18 protein-coding genes are annotated in these 20,766 nt (G+C 48.4%); 16 read left to right on the top strand and 2 right to left on the bottom strand.

Going from position 1 to position 20,766, the window contains the following annotated elements:
- The first annotated feature begins 85 nt into the window (after window positions 1-85).
- The 4 genes from H6G00_RS26620 (at window position 86) to H6G00_RS26605 (ending at window position 5,364) form a co-directional block, all read left to right on the top strand.
- Window positions 86-730 (top strand): sigma-70 family RNA polymerase sigma factor, encoded by a 645-nt coding sequence (locus tag H6G00_RS26620; RefSeq protein ID WP_190799033.1) that lies wholly within the window; start codon window positions 86-88, stop codon window positions 728-730.
- A 12-nt stretch (window positions 731-742) separates the two neighbouring features.
- On the top strand, window positions 743-1,729 hold the full coding sequence (locus H6G00_RS26615; protein ID WP_190799032.1) for a DUF1822 family protein: 987 nt from the start codon (window positions 743-745) through the stop codon (window positions 1,727-1,729).
- Between the two features lie 49 nt (window positions 1,730-1,778).
- On the top strand, window positions 1,779-4,220 hold the full coding sequence (locus H6G00_RS26610) for a CHASE2 domain-containing protein (RefSeq protein WP_190799031.1): 2,442 nt from the start codon (window positions 1,779-1,781) through the stop codon (window positions 4,218-4,220).
- A 247-nt stretch (window positions 4,221-4,467) separates the two neighbouring features.
- Window positions 4,468-5,364 carry a DUF928 domain-containing protein gene (locus H6G00_RS26605; RefSeq protein ID WP_190799030.1) on the top strand — a complete coding sequence of 299 codons (897 nt, stop codon included), beginning with the start codon at window positions 4,468-4,470 and terminating at the stop codon, window positions 5,362-5,364.
- On the opposite strand, the gene H6G00_RS26600 is transcribed toward H6G00_RS26605, so the two are convergent.
- Both H6G00_RS26600 and H6G00_RS26595 read right to left on the bottom strand, forming a co-directional pair.
- The gene (locus tag H6G00_RS26600; protein WP_199318720.1) at window positions 5,344-7,992 is read right to left on the bottom strand and encodes a CHAT domain-containing protein; all 2,649 of its coding nucleotides are present in this window, start codon (window positions 7,990-7,992) and stop codon (window positions 5,344-5,346) included. The genes H6G00_RS26605 and H6G00_RS26600 overlap by 21 nt on opposite strands.
- A gap of 47 nt (window positions 7,993-8,039) precedes the next feature.
- Window positions 8,040-10,886 carry a filamentous hemagglutinin N-terminal domain-containing protein gene (locus tag H6G00_RS26595; RefSeq protein ID WP_190799029.1) on the bottom strand — a complete coding sequence of 949 codons (2,847 nt, stop codon included), beginning with the start codon at window positions 10,884-10,886 and terminating at the stop codon, window positions 8,040-8,042.
- 266 nt (window positions 10,887-11,152) lie between these two features.
- Here H6G00_RS26595 and H6G00_RS26590 point away from each other — a divergent pair, with 266 nt between their 5' ends.
- The 12 genes from H6G00_RS26590 to H6G00_RS26535 all read left to right on the top strand — a co-directional run bounded on the left by H6G00_RS26590 (window position 11,153) and on the right by H6G00_RS26535 (window position 20,759).
- On the top strand, window positions 11,153-11,722 hold the full coding sequence (locus H6G00_RS26590; RefSeq protein WP_190645744.1) for a DsbA family protein: 570 nt from the start codon (window positions 11,153-11,155) through the stop codon (window positions 11,720-11,722).
- Window positions 11,723-11,835: 113 nt separating this feature from the next.
- The gene (locus H6G00_RS26585; RefSeq protein ID WP_190799028.1) at window positions 11,836-13,413 is read left to right on the top strand and encodes a GMC family oxidoreductase N-terminal domain-containing protein; all 1,578 of its coding nucleotides are present in this window, start codon (window positions 11,836-11,838) and stop codon (window positions 13,411-13,413) included.
- A gap of 151 nt (window positions 13,414-13,564) precedes the next feature.
- Entirely contained in the window at window positions 13,565-14,002 is a 438-nt protein-coding gene (locus tag H6G00_RS26580) for a cupin domain-containing protein (RefSeq protein WP_190799027.1), read from the top strand.
- A gap of 483 nt (window positions 14,003-14,485) precedes the next feature.
- On the top strand, window positions 14,486-15,136 hold the full coding sequence (locus tag H6G00_RS26575) for an MOSC domain-containing protein (protein WP_190799026.1): 651 nt from the start codon (window positions 14,486-14,488) through the stop codon (window positions 15,134-15,136).
- Window positions 15,137-15,160: 24 nt separating this feature from the next.
- Window positions 15,161-15,730, top strand: a complete 570-nt coding sequence (locus tag H6G00_RS26570) for a DUF981 domain-containing protein (protein WP_190799025.1) — start codon at window positions 15,161-15,163, stop codon at window positions 15,728-15,730.
- A gap of 50 nt (window positions 15,731-15,780) precedes the next feature.
- Window positions 15,781-16,689: a dioxygenase gene (locus tag H6G00_RS26565; RefSeq protein WP_190799024.1), complete on the top strand. Its 909-nt coding sequence runs from the start codon at window positions 15,781-15,783 to the stop codon at window positions 16,687-16,689.
- A complete protein-coding gene (locus tag H6G00_RS26560; protein ID WP_190799023.1) occupies window positions 16,670-17,134 on the top strand; it encodes a lipocalin-like domain-containing protein in 465 nt (154 codons plus the stop codon). The genes H6G00_RS26565 and H6G00_RS26560 overlap by 20 nt, the downstream gene beginning before the upstream one ends.
- Window positions 17,135-17,189: 55 nt before the next feature.
- The gene (locus H6G00_RS26555) at window positions 17,190-18,059 is read left to right on the top strand and encodes an alpha/beta hydrolase (RefSeq protein ID WP_190799022.1); all 870 of its coding nucleotides are present in this window, start codon (window positions 17,190-17,192) and stop codon (window positions 18,057-18,059) included.
- Between the two features lie 101 nt (window positions 18,060-18,160).
- Entirely contained in the window at window positions 18,161-18,460 is a 300-nt protein-coding gene (locus H6G00_RS26550) for a hypothetical protein (protein ID WP_190799021.1), read from the top strand.
- A gap of 152 nt (window positions 18,461-18,612) precedes the next feature.
- Window positions 18,613-19,608 carry an alpha/beta hydrolase gene (locus H6G00_RS26545; RefSeq protein WP_190799020.1) on the top strand — a complete coding sequence of 332 codons (996 nt, stop codon included), beginning with the start codon at window positions 18,613-18,615 and terminating at the stop codon, window positions 19,606-19,608.
- Between the two features lie 43 nt (window positions 19,609-19,651).
- Complete coding sequence (locus tag H6G00_RS36300; RefSeq protein ID WP_190799019.1) at window positions 19,652-19,963, top strand: zinc-binding dehydrogenase; 312 nt, start codon at window positions 19,652-19,654, stop codon at window positions 19,961-19,963.
- 4 nt (window positions 19,964-19,967) lie between these two features.
- On the top strand, window positions 19,968-20,759 hold the full coding sequence (locus tag H6G00_RS26535; protein WP_190799073.1) for an oxidoreductase: 792 nt from the start codon (window positions 19,968-19,970) through the stop codon (window positions 20,757-20,759).
- Window positions 20,760-20,766 lie beyond the last annotated feature (7 nt).

The raw sequence follows: 20,766 nt of genomic DNA, 5'->3' as shown, positions 1-20,766 counted from the left end.
AGTTATTATGCCGAGAGATAAGTAGAGGTTTACATCGGTTCTTGCAACAGTTCTTGCAACAGTTCTTGCAACTGTAGGGTTCCCCATGAATCAAACGGAGTTAGATGAATTTAATCAGCAGCTCGGGCAACTCGCGCTCTCAGCCCAACAGCATCCCCCACTGTCTCCGGAGCGGCAGTCGGCGTTGCGATCGCTTGTGCAGGCAATTCTCCGATCGGGTCGGCTTTGCCGTCCCCAGCAAGGTAAATTTTCTGGTTTTTATCAGGACATTTACGATGAGGCGCTTCAGGAACTCATGCTGTTTATTTGTCAACACGTTGAGCGATATAACCCAGAGCGAGGAACCGTGATGGCGTGGGTGAACATGCTGCTAGAGCGGCGTTTTTTTAGAGAAGCGATTCCAAAAGTTTTAGGTCGCCAAGACGTGCAGCGAGTAACGCTATCTGATCTGGATAACCTCACTGCGCCTGAGCCACAGGAGACGCTAACGGAGAAGCTCAAAGCCTGTATTGATCAAGACCCAGAAGATGTCTTGAAGGCAGAATACATTAAAGATCATCCGGCAGCCACTTTTCAGGTCTTGTTGCAGCGACGAATTTTGGGAAAGTCTTGGAAGGAAATTTCAGCCGAGTTCGATTTGAAGATTCCAACGGTGAGCAGCTTTTACTACCGATGCTTAACCAAGTTCTCTACCAGACTAAAAGAATATTGTACTCATGATGCGATTTAAGCTAGGCATATTATGGTGATATCAGAACTCTCAACTTTTACTGTACCTCTCCGCCCGTCAGACCATAGTTTGGCTGAACAGTTTCGCAGGCAGCACCGCGATTCGGCTAAAGCCAAACAAGTTTATCTGAATACTTTGGCAGTATCTGCGGTTAATTTCTACTTACGCTGTATGGGCGTTAAGACCAATTGGGAAGCGAGCCAGAGCCGTGATCCAGTTATACAGGCGGCAATGGATGTCGCTGATTTGGAGGTTTGCGATCGCGGCAAACTAGAGTGTCGTCCAGTACTGCCCGATGTGCAGGTGGTTTACATTCCACCAGAAGTTTGGTCAGATCGAATTGGCTGCGTCGCAGTTCAGCTTGATCCATCGCTGCAAACAGCAACGCTGTTAGGCTTTACAGAGATTTCTAATGTAGAAGAAGTGCCCGTGAGCCAGTTGCGATCGCTCGACTCACTTCTAGAGCATTTGAGCCAATCTGCACCTGCTGTCTTCTCAAATCCATCGGCAAACCCTCAGGTGAATGAACGGGTGAATCTAAGCCAGTGGCTTGAAAACCTATTTGAAACAAGTTGGCGATCGCTTGACTCACTCTTACTCCCTGGGCAACCTCATTTTGCCGTCAGTCTTAGAAATGATCGCCTGAGTGAGGCAACGGTGAAGCGAGCTAAGCTGATTGACCTGGGGTTAAGCCTGAAGGAGCGATCGGTTGCGCTAATGGTCGCAATCATGCCGAGCGCAGGACAGATCAACGCATCTGAAGCAAAGCTGCAAATGGAGATTTTAGTCCAGATGCATCCCATGGGAGGAGAAACTTATCTGCCCGCAGACCTGAGAATGAGTTTGCTCTCACCATCCGGGGAAATGCTGCAAGAGGTGCGATCGCGCAGCCACGATAATTACATTCAACTCAAAAGGTTTCGAGGAATGCCTGGAGAGTGTTTTGACATTCAGGTTGCATTCCATGAAACTTGTTTGACGGAGATGTTCACAATTTGATGATTAAAGTTTGAGGGTTAAAGTCCGATCGCGAACTGTTTAGGTTGTGATGGTTAAGTTAATTGTCCTGAGTCTCGGAGAAGGAAATTTAAGTAAGGGCTTTGCGTCCGTTACGGCTCAGTTGTGGGACGAAAGTGACATCTACCCAATGAAGTTTATAGGGCGTTTAGCCGCAGCTCCTCAGTTGGCAGAACTCTACAGACGGTGGCGATTGCTTTATTTGGCGCTCTATCAACGGTTGGACTTTGAGCTGCGTCTAGAAATTGAGACAGCAGATGTTACCAACGTGTCTGAAATTGAACTCAGTGACTTATGTCAGCAGCTATTCGATCAATTGAATCACTGGTTAAATTCAGAGCCGTTTCACAGCATTGATCAGTCGCTCCGAACGCAGCTAGCGCCGTCTGATCAGGTGCGATTCATCATTGAAACTAACGATCCCCTATTGCGACATTTGCCCTGGCATCTCTGGCAGCTTTTTGAGGATTATCCTAAAGCAGAAATGGCCCTGAGTACATCAAGCTATCAGCGTCCAAATCGACTACCGATAAATCGGAATTCTTCTCAAGTTAAAATCCTAGCCATTCTGGGTAACAGTCAGGCAATTGATGTTGAGAAGGATCGGGTTGCCTTAGAGCAACTTGCAAGCGATGCCGAAATTGAGTTTTTAGTAGAGCCAACGCTGGAAGAGTTAAATGAATACCTCTGGCAAGGCTGGGATATTCTCTTTTACGCAGGTCACAGCTCTAGTGATGATTTCGGTAGTGAGAAAGGACTGCTGCAACTTAATCAAACCGATCGCCTCACCCTTGAACAGTTGAGATACGCGCTCAAACGGGCGATCGCCCAGGGTTTGAAACTTGCTATTTTCAACTCTTGTGATGGTTTAGGATTAGCCCAATCCCTAGCGGATTTGCACATTCCCCAGGTGATTGTCATGCGGGAACCTGTACCTGATGAAGTCGCTCAAACTTTCTTGCGGCATTTTCTAGCTGCCTTTGCCGGAGGACAACCACTTTATGTCTCAGTGCGAGAGGCACGAGAGCGGCTGCAAGGGCTAGAAGACAACTATCCTTGCGCGACGTGGCTACCCATGATTTGCCAGAACCCGGCTGAGTCTCCTCCGAGTTGGCAGAGCTTACGAGGGCAGGTAGACGAAGCTGGATCATCTCACTTACAGCCTCAACCTCAACCGCCTCAAATTCTCCCCACAACTGCAACCCCTTCCCAGCCCAAAAAACAGCGCCGACAGAGAATCTTTTCAAGAATCAGGATGGTTTGCCTGGTTAGCGTATTGGCGACCAGCCTGGTAGTGGGTGTGCGATCGCTTGGAGTACTGCAACCCTTTGAGTTGCGGGCATTTGATCAACTCATGCAGCTACGTCCCGCCGAGCCGCCCGATAACCGACTGCTTATTGTCACCATTGATGATGCAGATGTGCAGTATCAGGAGCAGAGAGGTATGCAGCGAAAAGGATCCCTTTCTGACCAGGCATTTGCTCAACTGCTGCAAAAACTAGAGCCGCATCAGCCCCGCATCATTGCTTCAGACATTTATCATGAGTTTGAGTTTGAACCGAGTTTGGCAGCCTATTTAGAGCAACGCGAAAACATCATTAGTGTTTGTCGAATGGGTCAAGCAGATGATGAGCAAATTCTGCCGCCACCGGATATGCCAGCCGAGCGTTTAGGGTTCACCAATTCAGTGCTTGACCCCGATAACGTAATTCGTCGCCATCTATTGGGAATGGCATCGGACTCATACTGTCCGACCAATCAATCCCTTAGTTTGCGAGCGGCAACAGCCTATTTAGAACAGTTAAAGGTGCTGCCGCTACAGTTTACAGAAGCTGGCGTGCTACAGGTTGGAGGGTTTTCCTTTCCAAAACTGGAATTCAATACAGGCGGATATCAACTCTCGACTGCTGAGGCAAACGGATATCAGACGCTGCTCAATTACCGCTCGGCCGCTTTCACCCAGATTCCGCTTCGGCAAATCTTGGATGGTTCGCTTGGCAACTCACAGCTTGCAGAACTGGTTAAAGATCGCATTATTTTAATTGGAGTCACGATAGACAACGTTGATTCACATCCAACGCCCTACCGAAGTGGGCTTATTCAGGCTGAAATGCCGGGGGTTGTGATTCAGGCGCACATGATTAGTCAGATCATTAGTGCTGTTCTCGATCAGCGATCGCCCCTGTGGTGGCTACCACAGGGGCTCGAAGTCGTCTGGATTGGGTTCTGGGCTGGAATTGGAGGAATGCTGGTGTGGAGGTGGCGGTCGCCCTTCCAAAAATATTCACTCTCAAGAACAACAAACATGGCTACCTTTAAATTAGGACTCTCAGTTTGTTTGAGTCTTGTCATCTTACATGGAGTGTGTTTTATGTTTCTGCTGTGGGGTGGCTGGTTGCCTCTAGTTCCTGCTGCTCTTGCGCTAATCATTTCAAGCGGAGGTGTAGCGACTCAAATAAGACGATTAAGATAACAAAATCTTTAGACCTCGTTCCTAAGTAAAGCCTTGTACGGAATCCATCTCGTAAAGAAGCACTATTTGGTGTAAGGGCGAAGCATTCGGCAAAAGAATTGTGCTTCAGTGACAGGGATTGTGACCGAATGCTTCGCCCTTACCGATACCGTTACTCTACAGACGGATTTGGTATTAGAACGAGGCTAATGAAATTAAATAACTCACTTATATTACGAATTTAAAATTGAGTAATTCCCCTAAAATCATGAGTAAGATCCTATTACTTCACCGTACATTCTGGATTTCTGTATTAGCTGTCGCGCTAACAGGAGTACCGCTACAGCCCGTGTTGGTTTGGGCACAGTCAGGTGATTCCTCCAGCTCTGTAAATTCTGAACCATTGTCTGAACCATTGATTTTTAACTTCTCAAGTCAAACGGATGGCTTTGAGAACACAGGCAGACCTGCCCGTCAAACCTCAACGGGTTCTCGCTCTCCTGGCTCTTGTTTAAATCGATTGATTGCGTTAGTACCCAGTAGCGAACCTCTCATCACTCAAACGCAGAGCTGTTCTGAGCCAAACTCACTATTAGCGCTGACCGTCGATGACACCCCTACTTTCTGGTTTTATTTGCCGCCTGAATTGAGCAATTCTGCTGTCTCCGCAGAATTTGTATTGAGCAATTCTGCTGTCTCCGCAAAATTTGTGCTGCTAGATCAAAACCATCGCCCCATTCATACGGAGCAGGTTTCCCTCAATGGTGAATCTGGAATTATCGGCGTTCAATTAACTCACTCTCTGGAGGTGAATCAGGTTCATCGCTGGGTTTTTCAAGTTGAGTTGACTGGGGAACCGGGACAAGGTCCCGCCGTAGAAGGATTTGTTGAACGGATTCAGCCCGATTCAGCGCTAAACCGTCAGCTTGCAGCAGCAACATCTCCTCAAGAGCGAATTAGAGCTTACGCCGAGCATGGAGTCTGGCATGATGCGCTGACTGAGGCAACAGCATTGCGTCCCACTCACTCAAATTCTGCAACGCAGACTGACTCAAATTCTACAACACAGACTGATTGGACTAGTTTGCTCGATTCCGTTGGGCTGGGGGCGATCACCAATTCTCCTTTGCTAGACTGCTGCACCTCACAGCCAGTTTCCGACTAAGACGTAAGGCGACCAGAAGAGAGGTTCTGGATAGCCAGATTGAATCAGCGCAACTTGGGCGCGGCGGAGTGCTTCGGCTCTGGTGATGGGCGTACCTGAACTGGATAACTCCTGGTAAAAGCGACTGATTAGCTCAGCCGTAGCTCGATCATCAATGTTCCACAATGTGGCGAGTGTACTGCGTGCGCCCGATTGCACAGCGATTCCAGCTAAACCCAATGTGGCACGATCATCACCATCAGCAGTTTGACAGGCACTCAAGATGAGTAATTCGATCGCCTCTGTGCTGCTTTGGTCCCGACGCTGCAAGATGCTGCTTAGTGTGTTGACATCAATTTGACCATCCCAGGCTAAAACAAAAGTTTGCTGTGGGTCAGAACTAAACTGACCGTGTGTTGCTAAGTGAACCACAGAAAACGGCTCAGTGCTAACCTGTTCTTCCAGCGCTGCTTGAGTAAACTCCTGATTCAGAAAGACCTCACTTGGAATCTGAGCCTGAATGACTTGCAGTTCTGTCTCTACGTTTTGAAGAGGAGTAAAGTTTTGGTGAGGCGGAAAGTTACTTCTAACCTCAGAAAGCCCAAAAGTCAAAGCATTGAGCCGAATTTTGGTGAGTGGTTCAGGGGCGAATAACTGCAGGCTAGGAGTGAGGGCGATCGCATACTGTTCAACCAAATACTGCTGCCCATCATGCAGTGCTGCCATTGGCACATTGCGTAATGCAGCATCTAAAACAAACACCAGTGTTTCTACATTGCTTGCTGCGAGCGCTGAACTAAACGGACGGATCAGCCAGTCATAAACCTGTTGCGATAAAGCTTCCCCTTCTGGAGACACATACTGTCGTCCCAGTTCTTGCCGTAATTGGTCTAAGGTTTGCTCAACCTCGGTTTGGGCGATCGCATTGATGTGAATCTGTAGCTGCCCCGTTTCTGGCAACCTCAAGATTACTGCTAGCTGATTGGGCAAAATGATTGGGTAAAAAATTGCTGCCGTTGGATCAACCTGAGGAATGTCTGTGGCGATCGCCAAATTACAGCGCAGAAAGTTCTCCAATTCACTCACCTGAAGGGCATTCACCTGTCGAATCGCTTGTTCAAGATAATCTTGCCTCACCTCATCGTTGCCACTTGTGATCAACAGTTCCACCAGTTCTCGGTAGACAGGTTCCACATCATCTCGAAAGGAGAACTGCACCTCTGAATCGATAGAGAGTAAATCATTGCGAACCAGGTTAAGATTCTCAACCGCAGTTTGATAAGCGGCGATCGCCCTCTCCTCTTCCCCCCGCTGCTTTAGCAACCGTCCCAACTGCCACTGCCACCGATAAGCAAGGTCAGGGACATTAATCTGTTGAGCAATGAACAATGCTTCCTGGGTCAAATCCTCCGCTTCACCCCACCGTTGATGACGTTCATTGACCTCCCCCAACACGCCCAGCGCATACGCTTCTGCCCGTGAATCCTCCAACTTCCTAGCCTGCTGCACCGCCGTATTCAGCAGTCCAACCACCTGATCAAACCCCTGCCCAATCCCTACTTCCCAATCTCTACTTCCCATCATGCTTTCAGCCAAATTGATCCGAGCATAAACTGCTCTACGACTGGGCGGCAGATCCGCAAGCTGCTGTAGAATTTGAGGAAATAAGTTCTCAGCCGTGTTACCCCCTTCACCTGCTAGCTGTTCATTTTCTCGCAAGAGGCTAAACTGACGCAGTTGAGCCGAGATTCGCGGTAGGGGTGCAGGTGCCGTCTCAGCAGCCTGCTGGTAAAACGTTAAAGCAGTCGGATAGTCTTGTTGCGTCCGGACAACATCACCGAGGCTAAGTAATGTGTCACTCATAGCTTGAGGGTCCGAAATTGATTCTGCGATCGAAAAACTTTTCTGCAACACCTGTTGCGCTCCTTCCAAATCGCCCATGACTCGCAAAACATTACCTAAACTCCGTAGCCCAGTCACTTTCAGCACAGAATCAGGCTGACTTTGCAGCGTTTGCTCAATTTCGCGCAATTGCTCCTGTGCCTGACGATAAAATCCTAAACTTTGCAGCGCTTGAGCCTGGTTGATCTGGTTGCGAGTGAGTAGAGTTTCGTCACCTAACTGAATGTAAATATCGGCTGCCTGCTGCCAAGTTTCAACCGCAGACTCAGCCTGTCCGCGCGATAGATACAAACGACCCTGCACATCTAGGGCCTGAGCTAGAATTGGCGATCGCTCCCCTTGATAGGAATTAAAAGTGAGAACGATCGCCTGCCGAATTGCTTCCTCCGCTTCATCCCACTGTCCAAGCTGCTGATAAGCGAGAGAAAGGTTACTCAACACCATTGCCTGATCCAACACATCTCCCGTAGATTGGAAGGCGATCGCTGCCCGTTGCCAAACTGAAACTGATTCGGCAAACTGTTCTGTCTGATAGAATTGCCGCCCCTGCTGGTCTAGCATTTCTGCATCAGGCAAACTTTGAACCACTAAATTCTCAGTGACGACATGGGCGAAAGTTGGTAGAATCGCTGCTCCTAAAAACAGAACTACCAGAAACAGCGATGTTGCTAAACACCGCACTCTCACCTGCATGTACCTCGGCAAGCGTCGCAGTAAGCGGTTTTTTGAGGCTTGACTGTTTCTCACCTTTTTCCCTCCTCTACTTAGCGGAATTCTTACACTTAGCGGAATTCTCACTGAGAGGCATGACAACCAACAGGATGCCAGGGGTTTTGAGATGTAGTGAGGGGTACAGCCGCAGTGAGAACGACTTCACCATTAGCATCCAGCATCCAGCCTTGAGCTTCTACAACTGGAGCATGGGTTTGAAGCATGATTTGATTTCTATCCTGCTCTGTATTCTCTTCAGAGTTGTTAGAGCGATCGCCCTCAGCGGAATTTACCTCCTCAACCGTACGAGTAACCAGGTCAACTTGAACGGCATCCGGGGCGATCGCCTCATCTGAACTAGACGGTAACCCACCGCGCCCTGTCACAACAAACTCACTTTGGGTTTGGTTGCCCCTTGCCGTACAGCCTTGAGCAATTTCAGCCGTGACTGGAGTGCCTTCTAGCTCTTCAAATTCGCGTTCCTCTGTATCGATGTCTAGAGTTCCATCGATTCCCAGAACTGAGCTTGCCGTGAAATCACTTTCACGGGTTCGTTGTTCCCGAAACTGGCGAAAGCCAAACACTCCAGCTGCTCTAGCGCGGGCAGCTCCACCATTTCCAGCATCAGCACTGGCTACAATGTCACTGTCTTCAGACAAAACAGCAAGCACAAACCCATTAGGAGTTTCAATCGTGACATTGCCACCATTCGCAAACCCACTTGCAGAAGCAGAAATCAGGCTGCGATTTCGCAGTAGCGTTAACTCCTCCACATTCAGGTCAATGTTGCCACCGCTGCCTGAGCGCGTTTCAGTCCTAAGAGAACCTTGATCTTGCAGGGTAATTGTTCTTGCAAACACGGTTAAATTTCCCGGATTCCCTGTACCGTTTTGCCCATTACTCACTGTAACGATGCCTTGATTTTGCACCCGCAAATTCTCTGTTTCTAGCCTGATTCCTCGTGCATCACCGCTCCCTAAGGTATCAAATGAGAGACGGCTACCGCGTCCGTCTACCACAATCGACTCACTTGCATTGACCTCTAAAATGCCGCCTCGTCCTGCTCCAGAAGTTAGGGCAGAAACGTTTGCTCCGTCTAATACCATCAGCCGAGGAGTGTTGATTTCTAGCTCCCCTGCGTCCCCCGCGGTTGAGGTGTTGAAGTTTAACTGGCTTTGACTTCCGTCTGCATTTACTCCGCTCACCCGGATAAATCTGTCAGCAGTGACAAATAACTTACCAGCATCTCCCTCACTTAGCGTTGCAGCCGTAATAGTGGCACCCTCTAGAATAGACAGCGACCCTGTTTGAATGCGAATCACACCACCGCCGCCGCCCCCCTCTGCATTTGTCTCAGCCCGACTATAGATGCCGCTGAAGCGAAACTGAGAGTCAGCGCCAACCCCCTGCAAAACAATGTCGTCCGCAATCACAGTAACACTGCCAGCATCTCCTTCACCTAAAGTACTGGTGTTTACGCCGCCGCCGTTAGTAAAGCGGATCGATCGCGCTTCTAGCTGAACCTGACCGCCATCGCCCTGTCCCCGAACAGCACTAAAAACAGCGCTTTCAGAGCGAAAGCGTTCCTCAGGCACTTCTGGGTCAAAAACAAAGTTTTCAGTCTGTCCGTCAAAATGAATGCGATCGCCTCTCACTTGAATGTCGCCTGCATCTCCAATGCCATCGGTAGTAGTGCTAATAGCAGCACCATTGGTGAGTAAAACGCGATCGCTCACAGAAACAAGGATATCACCGCCTCGTCCTTCCGCCGCAGGATTGGCAGAGCTGCCAGGTCTGAGTCGGCTGACAAGTCTAGTCAAACCTTCAGTTGGGCTGCTGCCGTCTAGATGTAGGTTATTTGCAGTGACAATGATATCGCCCGCCCGCCCCGTAGAGCCTTGCAGTATAGAGTTGCCGATCGCACTTCCCTGATTCAGAAAAACGCGACCCGATGCATTCACAACAACATCCCCGGCTTGCTCTCCGACGAAACCAGCATTTTGACCAATGCCTCCCTGCAAAAAGCTGGTGTTGAGCAGGTTGAAGTCACTCGCATAGATGGCAATAGCGCCTCCAGGTGCCTCTCTCACGTCGATCGTACTTTCGTTGATTAAGGTGATGGGCGATCGCGCTAAACTATCTGGAAATCGCAGAAACAAGAGACCACTTTGAATGTCAAGTCCAACTCGACCTGGCTCTGCAACGGCGGCGACATCTACTCGTCCTGCTGGCGCTTTCAGTAGCCCATCGTTGAACAGTACTCTACCGCTTGCAGTATCGCTTGGAAACGGATTGCCACCTACAAGCAGAATGCTTTGATTCGTAGGCACAGTTAACTCACCATTTACCGTGATGGAGTTTAACGGCTGATTCGCAATTTGGTTAAATAGAAACGCAGTAGGTGTGACGTTGAGTAGTGATGAGGTCTCCGGCTGAGAAGCACTAAATAGCCCTCGTCTCCCTAGCTCCATCGCGTTAGCCGTTGTAGCGACGAATGATCCATTGACGTCTAACCGAGCGTTTGGGCCAAAAATAATTCCATTAGGATTAATTAAGTACAAGTTAGCGTTACCTAAGTTGCCGGGTTCTCCTACGCCCAAAGTCCCCTCAATATCAGATGGATCAGATCCAGTCACTCGACTCAGGATGTTTCTAACTCCACTTAAGTTTTCAAAGTACAAAGAACGATTTTCGGGAATATTGAACTCCTCAAAGCTATGAAAAACATTAGAACCCTGTTGAGTTCCTCCACGAACTTGATCAACTGTTGGCGTTAGTCTCTCAATGCGAGTTTCCAGGTCACGATCAGGAGCCGTGTCAGGCGTGAGATTAAGCTGGGCAAGGGCAGGAGTTTGGATGCTGGCGATCGCCCCACTGATGCACCAACCTGCTAGCCTTGTCCAGTTCCAATGCTTTCTCTCAGTTATCACAACCGTTGCCTCGCTAAGAACGTCAATTGATGACTCGACTGACTGCGTCGCGGTGACGTAAACCTGAACTTAAGTTTGATATGACCTCAATACCCTGGACTAACCCGGTGAGCAATCTTTCTGTTACTGCAAATAAGAACTTTGAGTTGACGACAGATTTAAGTTAATCCCTTAACTTAGGATTATACAAACGGTTCTAGGTTTAGAGGAAAGAGATTTCACATTGCTTTTTGTACGATAAAAGCTCTTTTCTTCGCAGGTTTAGAATGAGTCAAGACACCTCAATTGAACCATCCGACGACCACAACCCGTTAGCTATACCGCCTTCTGAGCGAGACTATCGGCAAGGACCGCTCAGCGCCAGGGTTGTGCTCGTCGAATATGGGGATTATCAATGCCCTACCTGTGGAGAACTTCACGCCTTGATCAAGGCAGTTCAAACACAGCTTGATACGACCTTGGCTGAGGAGAACTATCTATGTTTTGTGTTCCGGCAGTTTCCTCAGCCTCAGATCCATCCTCACGCCCAAAAGGCTGCAATGGCAGCGGCAGCAGCGGGAGCACAGGGAAAGTTTTGGCAGATGCATGACATGTTGTTCAATCATCAGCAAGCATTAGAAGATTGCTATCTAGTAGAGTATGCCAACCATCTCGAACTCGATATTCCTCAATTTTTGAGAGATATATCGAGACGAGTACACGCCGATCGCATCAGTCAAGATCTCGAAAGTGGATTACTCAGTGGAGTAACGGATGCTCCAGCACTATTTATCAATGGAACTCGATACACCAGCGGCTGGGACATGGAGCAGTTGATGGCAGCTATTCTCACTTAGCGTTGTCAGGACAAGCGCTAGCACGGAACGCAACTCTAAAGGAATCGCGGCTAACAGTGAATATGCCGCGCAATAACAAAAATGAACCCTTGCAGACAACTCAGGAGGCTGTCATGACTCACTATGACTACATTGTGATTGGTGCCGGTTCGGCAGGCTGCGTAGTCGCCAACCGTCTGACCGAAGACAGCAACACAACGGTGTTACTCCTCGAAGCAGGTAACCCAGATACGAAACCAGAGCTTTTTATCCCGGCCGAATGCGTCAACCTACTTGGCACTGAGGTGGACTGGGGCTATTTTACTGAACCCGAACCCTACCTGAACAACCGCAAAGTCTTTTCTTCCCGTGGCAAAGTTTTGGGTGGCAGCAGCTCGATTAATTTCATGTTTTACGTTCGGGGCAATCATCACGATTATGACCACTGGCAGTCATTAGGAAATCCCGGTTGGAGTTACCAGGATGTCTTGCCCTATTTCAAGAAATCGGAGCACCAGCAGCGCGGGAACTCTGAATTTCATGGGGTTGATGGAGAGTTGAGCGTCACCGATCCGATTTCCCCGAACGTCGTATCCCAACGCTTTATCGACGCAGCGGTGGCACTCGGCTATGACTACAATTCTGATTTCAACGGTGCACAACAGGAAGGGGTGGGACTTTATCAATACACTATTAAAGATGGCAAGCGACACAGTACTGCGGCTGCTTTCCTTGTGCCCATTCTTCAGCGTCCCAATCTAACTGTAACCACTGGCGCACTGGTGACTCGATTGTTGTTTGAGGGAACTCGCGCCGTTGGGGTGGAATATCTGCACGAGGGAATGCTGCACCAGGTCAGGGTCAACAGGGAGGTGATTTTAAGTGCGGGTACGTTCGATTCGCCCAAGCTGCTGATGCTTTCCGGGATTGGGGATACCGCACAGTTGCAAGCATTGGGAATTTCTGTTGTCGCTGATTTGCCAGGGGTTGGTCAAAACCTCCAAGACCATCTTCTCGTTCCTGTGTCATACCAGGCAACTCAGGATTTACATCCGGCAAGCACCAGTAGTATCGCGGAAGCTGGATTCTTTTTGCATAGTGAGGAGAATTCGGAGGCTAGACCAGATCTTCAGTTTTTCTTCGGTCCCAATCTGTTCGTACCACCTGGATATCCCCAGCCTGATTGGGCATTCACTGGTGCAGTTTCTTTGACCCGTCTTCAAAACATTGGCAGTGTCGGCTTACGATCATCTGATCCCAAAGACGCACCGATGTTTCAGATGAACTATCTGCAATGTGAAACCGATGCACAAAAGCTCGTTTTCGCAATTAAATTAATGCGTCGATTGCTTCATACCAGCTTCTTTGATGAGTTTCGCGGTGTAGAAATTGCTCCGGGTGCTGAAGTCCAAAGTGATGAAGCCCTCGAAGCTTACATCCGCAACAATGGCAGCACGGTGTGGCATCCTGTTGGCACTTGCAAAATGGGCATTGACCCGATGGCAGTCGTAGATCCTGAACTACGGGTATATGGAGTTGAGGGGTTGCGAGTTGTCGATGCCTCCATCATGCCGACAATCATCTCAGGAAATACGAACGCACCGACCATCATGATCGGCGAGAAGGCAGCGGATTTCATTAAAGCGAGCCGCACAGCGCAAACTAGCCCCCGTGGGTTGAATGTTCAAAGTCCAGAACGCTTGTCTATCTAACAATCGACCACAGTTGAATGAGACTAGGATAGTTCAAAAAATTGCATTACAGCTTCAACCGTCTTGTATAGCTCCAAACTTCATCCTCTTTGCTGTTGGTGCTACCGATCGTTATGCTTGCTCACTTAACCTGATTTTGAACAGGAGAATCATGGCACAACCTCTCTGGTTTTTTGGTACTCATCTTACTATCGTTGCTGATCACACTACGACTGGAGGTAAATACGATCTGATTGAGGGCTACTTCCCACCTGGCACACAGCCTCCTCCTCATCGTCATACCCGCTACTCTGAACAGCTCTATGTGCTGGAAGGAGAGTTTACGGTTTGGGCTGGTGAAGACAAGATTGTGCTGGGTCCTGGTGAAAATTACCTGATTTCTCCAGGCGTACCGCATGTGGTTGCTGTAGTCGGTGATAAACCAGCGCGTGGGTTGGTCGTTGCTGCGCCCAGTGCCTTTGCTCGGCTGATCGCAGCAGTGGGGACAGTGGATGAGACAGAACCACCAGACATGGCGCTGTTTGGACATATCTCTGCTGAGATTGGAGACGAGTTGCTTGGTGCGCCTGGAGATTTACCCTCTACATGAGACGGTTGTGTTGCAAAAACTAGTTAGTGGTAAGGTAGGTTATTTCAAACACGACTGCTCCCTTTGCGATGTCTACTCTTTCTGCGTTCAAATGGCGACACTATTTACCGGATATCATTCTGCTCAACATTCTTTTCGTTAAGCGCCAAACGAGCTGGTAAAGTCGCGTTCCTGTTGGCGCTTGTATTCAATCCAGTTGATCAACCAGATTTGGTGTAAGTTAGTGTAGCGCATGAACCAGATTCGGTCGATAAAAGAACTTAGGGTTTGATGCCAACCTGAACTTAAGTTTGATCTAAACCAGTACCCTGGATTAACCAACCATTGACCAATATGTTGCTTAAACTGTGGACCTTAAATGGACTACAAATTTGATTGAGTTCTTTAAATTAGGTCATACAAGGATTGCAGAGCTGAAGTACAGAAAATGTACTGCTGTAGAAGACTGCCACTTCTTCAGAACCGAAAACTACGGAGCCAAAGATGAAACTCATCTCTGTCAATGTCGGGCTTCCACGTGAAGTAACCTGGAAAGGAAAAACCGTAACAACTGGAATTTTCAAAGAGCCAGTCAGCGATCGCGTGATGGTGCGATCGCTCAATTTGGACGGTGATGGGCAGGCAGATCTCACCGTTCATGGTGGAGCAGATAAGGCAATTTATGTCTATCCGTTCGAGCATTACGACTATTGGCAAAGTGAATTACCTAACACAGAGCTACCGTTAGGCATCTTTGGTGAAAATTTTACGACCACTGGGCTAAAGGAAGAGGAACTGAACATTGGTGATCGCTTTCAGATTGGCAGTGTTCATCTAATGGTGACCCAACCGCGCTTGCCCTGCTACAAACTGGGGATTCGGTTTGAGCGACCCGATATGGTGAAGCGATTCCTTGCGAGTCGGCGCACCGGATTTTACTTCCAAGTTTTGCAAGAGGGCGAAGTTGGAGCCGGAGATACTCTAGAGTTAGTGAGCCGAAACGACAATAACATCACAGTTGCTGATATCACTCGACTTTACGTACGGGAGCAGGACAATCCAGAGTTACTTCACCGTGCTGCTCAATTAGAAGCTTTACCCGACAGTTGGCGTGACTATTTCCAGGAGCAAGTCCGCCGTCAGGATAAATCCTGACAAAACTAGACATTTGGAGGTCTAATGTTTATTGATTACATTTCACTCATGCTCATTAACCTGACAGCTGGGCTCGCTCTGTTGGCGGCCTATCTGTATTTTGGTCTAGGTAGCTCAAACCAAAGACGTTGGATTCCAGGCTTCGGTATTGTCGGGGCGATAGCGTTACTCACTGGGTTACATATGACGCTGACCTGGCCCGTTCCTGGCAGTTTCAATATTGCCTTTGGTGAAACAACAGTTCTATTTGGAATTTTATTTGTTGGAACTTCCCTGACTCTCGCAATGGGCTGGGAATTACTAACCCTGGGCATTTACGGATTCTTTGCCGGGCTTGTATCCCTTCTCATTGGCGTTCGCATTATCAACTTGGGATTAACACAGATTTCTCTGCTGGCAGGAACTGGTTTTATTTTAGTTGGCTTAGGCGGAGTTTTTGCTGCACCAACTCTCTACATCAAAGAAAGCCGGCTCTTGCGAACGATTGGAGGAATTGTGCTGATTGCAGCAGCTTTCGTCTTTGCTTACATTGGGTTAACTGCCTACTGGGTACATCTTGCCAACTTCTCCACATGGCAACCCCTACCGGGCTAGTCACCGTAAAACGACCGTCAGTTATGCTGCAAATGCAAAGGAGTTCAATCATGCAGAAAATTACTCTTGATACCATTACTCAAGCTGTCATTGATCATGGCGATCGCGGTAAATCTCACCCACGACTGTATGAAATTTACACAAGCCTAGTTCGACATTTGCATGAGTTTGTGCGTGAGGTAAATCTGACTGAGGCAGAATTGCAGCAAGGACGTGATTTTCTCAACCAGGCAAGTCATCACACCCAGGAGATTCCCATTGGAGAAATCCATCTGTTAACGGATCTACTCGGGATCTCAGAGTTGGTAGAATTGCTGCACGATACCCATTGCGGTACAGAAGGCAACTTAGAAGGACCCCTGTATGTGCCGAATGCACCAGAATGGCAGATGGGCGATCGCCTGGGTATTGATGCAGAAGGAGACACACTTTTTCTATCAGGCAGGGTTTTAGACTTAGATGGTCAGCCGATCGCTAATGCTGTGATGGATGTTTGGCAACCCAATTCCAAGGGAGCGTATGACATTCAAGATCCATCTCAGCCACAGGGAAACTTTCGGGGACGTTTCACCACAGATGCCAGCGGCAAGTATACGTTTGAAACGGTGGTGCCACTCGGTTATAAGGTGCCAGATAGTGGTCCATCTGGTGAGTTGCTACGATTGCTAGGACGACATCCCTGGCGGGCGGCTCACATTCATTTCAAAGTCAGCGCTCCGAAGTATACTCCGCTAACATCCCAAATTTTTATTGCTGGCGATCCTCACCTGGATTCAGATACAACCTTTTCAGTGCGATCGGCGATCATTCAATTGCAAAAGCACGAAGCATCAGACGAAAAGGCGCACAATCAGAGTAAACCATTTTACACGAGCGAGTTTGATTTTGTGTTGAGACCCATTACTCCAGCGGAAGACCATCAAGCAATGGCTAAACAGTATGACTACACCACCAAGTGAGAATAACCCGCTCATTGGTATGTGGAAGTTAATCTCTGCAACGGCTATTCATGCTAATGGAACGGCGACTCCAGATGTATATGGTACTTACCCCGTTGGTTACATCACGTATACATCAGATGGTCACATGATGGTGATGTTTGCCAGGAGCGATCGCTCACCACTGAGTCAAGAGGTTCAATCACCGCTGAGTCCCCAGATGCATGCTCTACCCGTAGAAGAGCTGGCTCAAGCATTCACGACCTTCAGTGCATACGCAGGAACATATACCTTGAGTGGAAACACAGTGATTCACCAGCTCGAAATTGCATCGATTCCTAATCGGGTGGGTACAGCGTTAGTTCGCACGTTTACTTTAAGTGAGAGTCAAGTGACGCTAAGAACGTCGCCGGTCTTAACTGATGGTGTTGAAACAGTCTTTGAGTTGGTGTGGGAACGCATTTAATTTTTTAATCCTCCACGCAAGCACTTCAACTTCACTATAAACAAGGAGTAATTTCATGACTACATATCGCACCGTTTCGATCGATGGTTTAGATATCTTCTACCGGGAAGCTGGCTCTCGTGATAATCCGACCATTCTGCTGCTGCACGGCTTTCCAACGTCCTCTCACATGTTCCGCAATCTGATCCCTGCGCTTGCGGATAAATTTCATCTCGTTGCACCCGACTATCCAGGCTACGGCAACAGTTCGATGCCAACCGTGGATGAATTTGACTATACGTTTGACCACCTGGCTGAGATCGTGGAGAAGTTTATTACTGCAATCGACCTTAAAAAATATAGTCTTTACGTGATGGATTATGGTGCTCCCATTGGTTATCGGATTGCTGCCAAATATCCAGAGCGGGTGCAATCCCTGATTGTGCAAAATGGGAATGCTTACGAGGAAGGTCTGCGGGAGTTTTGGGACCCAATTAAGGCATATTGGCAAGATCGTTCTCCTGAGAATGCGGACAAGCTCAAATACCTTGTGACCCTGGATGCAACGAAATGGCAATATACCAACGGCGTTCGCAATCCTGAGGTGATTAGCCCGGATACCTGGACGATGGATCAACATTTCCTCGATCGCCCCGGAAACGCTGACATTCAATTAACACTGCTGTATAGCTATGGCACCAATCCACCACTTTATCCCCAATGGCAAGAGTACTTCCGCAAATATCAGCCACCCACTCTGATTGTCTGGGGCAAGAATGACTACATCTTCCCTGCCAAAGGTGCTTATCCCTACCAGCGCGATCTGAAAGACGTTGAGCTCCATTTACTCGATACCGGACATTTTGCCCTGGAAGAAGATGGGGATGCGATCGCAAACCATATTACCCAATTCCTTGCGTCACGACTCCAACCCGTCCCTGCCTGATAAGAGCAAAGAAACGCTACTTTGATTTCTCTTCTCGTGCCTTTGTGACTGGATACACCGTTCTTGACTTCACAAGTATTCCTAAACCCAAGGAAAGCAGAATGCAGTTTTTAGTATTAGCGCGAGTTGCTGAAGGTGTGGCAATGGAACAAGTGCTGCCCTACGTCAAAGCTGAGGCAGAAATGGTGTGGCAACAATACTCTGCTGAGATTGTGCGCTCGGTCTACTACATTGCAGACATGAGTGGTGCTGTTCTCATGTGCGAAGCTCCAACTTTAGAGGTGATGCAAGAGATTGCTGCACAGTTTCCAATGGCACAGGCAGGAGTTTTAAAGTTTGAGGTTCTTCCGTTAAAACCGTACGTTGGGCTGGGATCGTTATTCGCTAAATCCCAGCCATGAAAATGCAGTTCAAGGAAATTTGCAAACTCTCACGTTGCTATCGCTTAAGCGTTGTCTACAATCATTGCTCATCAACAAACACTGTTAAGTCATTCAGTTGAACGTGCCACTTCAACAAATTGTTCACTATTTATCAACAAAAGGAGAACGTCATGGTTGCTCAAGTAAACTCACAAGCGGTGAAAATTTTGGAAGTTGCAGATGATCCACGTCTTTCCCAAGGAACGAAGGAATTTTTGAAGGGGCTGAACTCAGCAGGTGTGGCGTTAGAGAAATTAACTCCCCTCGAAGCGCGTCAAGTCCTCGTGGATGCACAGGCTTCTGTTAACGTAGACCTTTCAGGCATTGAAGAGTCTGAGAAGACGATTACCGCTGACGGTTATTCGATTACACTCAATATCGTGCGACCTGAAGGGGTCAAAGGTATACTGCCGGTTTTCATGTTTATTCACGGTGGCGGTTGGGTGCTGGGTGATTATCCAACACACAAGCGCATGGTTCGCGATCTTGTTGTACTTTCAGGGTTTTCGGGTGTCTTTGTCAACTACACTCGCACGCCAGATGCTCAGTATCCACAAGCGATCAATGAGATCTATGCTGCAACCAAATGGGTTGCTGAGCACGGTGAGGAAATTGAAGTTGATGGCAAAAACCTGGCGATCGTGGGAAACAGCGTCGGCGGCAACATGTCAACAGTAACGACATTGATGGCGAAAGAAAAGGGAGGTCCGCACATTAAGCTGCAAATTTTGATGTGGCCGATTGTGGACGCTAATTTTGAAACGGATTCGTATCACCAATTTGGTGACAAACGGTTCCTGTCCACACCTTTGATGAAGTGGATGTATGACATGTACATCGCTGACCCAGAAAAGCGCAAAGACATCTATGCTTCTCCCTTACAAGCTACGGTTGAGCAGCTCAAAGGTTTGCCTCCAGCATTAATTCAAATTGCCGAAAGCGATATTTTGCACGATGAAGGCGAAGCGTATGGACGCAAGCTAGATGAAGCTGGAGTACCTGTGACAACTGTGCGCTACAACGGTATGATTCATGACTTCGGATTGCTTAACGGTTTAGCAGAGCTTCCATCAGTCCGTTCTCTTTTTGTCCAAGCCGCTGCTGAACTGAAGAAATATCTGCAATAGGAAGCGGTGAGGCGGTGAGACGGTGAGGCGGTGAACCAGAACAGTGATTGGAGTCTCCGCGTCCCCCCCTCTCCGCGTCATCTTCGTTGTTTCTACCTCTAAGCAAGATCTCACCCTATTTCATACCAAAGGACTCACTCTGCATCTGGTTTATCGGCTCATTCCCATACTCTATGGTGTGGGGCGATCGCGGCAGGGAGAGATTCTGACCCAAGTGGCTCAACTGGTGGATGCAGGACAAGTACACCCCTTGTTGGATACCAAAGTATTCAATTTTTCTGAGGTAGCTCAGGCACACCAACGGGCTGAATCCGGTCAGGCGTTGGGCAAAGTTGTACTCCAACGAGGAGCTTAGGCTCATAACAGCAATTCAAATTGATCCTAATGAGTTATCTCACAAGAGAGTGCTGGTAACAGGCGGAACCAAAGGTATGGGAGAAGCGATCGTCACTCGTCTGAGGCAAGCGGGTGCAAAAGTCATGACAACCGCTCGCTCAAAGCCTGACGAATTGCAATCACCGGATTTATTCATTCAGGCTGACATCAGCACGTCTGACGGTGTGGAAAAAGTGACCAAGGAAGTGTTCGCTCATCTCGGCAGTGTAGACATCTTGATTAATAATGTGGGTGGTTCTTCAGCACCCACTGGTGGCGCACTTGCCCTCAGTGATGAAGATTGGCAGCAGACATTCAGCGCCAATTTGTTTGCTGCTGTTCGATTAGATCGGGCGTTTCTGCCCCAAATGCTAGAACAAGGTTCAGGCGTCATCATTCATATCTCCTCTATCCAACGCACCCTACCGCTTTTTGCAACCTTGCCATTAGCTGCGGCAAAGGCAGCGTTAACCAACTACAGCAAAGGACTTTCCAAAGAAGTTGCCCCGAAAGGCGTGCGAGTGAATACGGTGGCTCCCGGTTTCATCGAGACATCGGCTACCACAAGACGGATTGAGAAATTAGCTGCAAATGCAGGAACAGATTTTGAGACTGCAAGACTTGGGCTGATGAAGTTACTCGGAGGAATTCCAATGGGTCGTCCGGGTCGCCCTGAAGAAGTTGCTGAACTGGTTGCTTTCCTGGTATCCGATCGCGCTTCTTACATCAACGGGTCTGAGTTTGTCATTGACGGTGGAACCGTTCCAACAGTGTGAGATATCG

This window comes from Leptolyngbya sp. FACHB-541 (assembly GCF_014695875.1).
Lineage (GTDB): Bacteria > Cyanobacteriota > Cyanobacteriia > Elainellales > Elainellaceae > JAAUTN01.
This window is presented reverse-complemented; position numbering and strand designations above follow the sequence as displayed.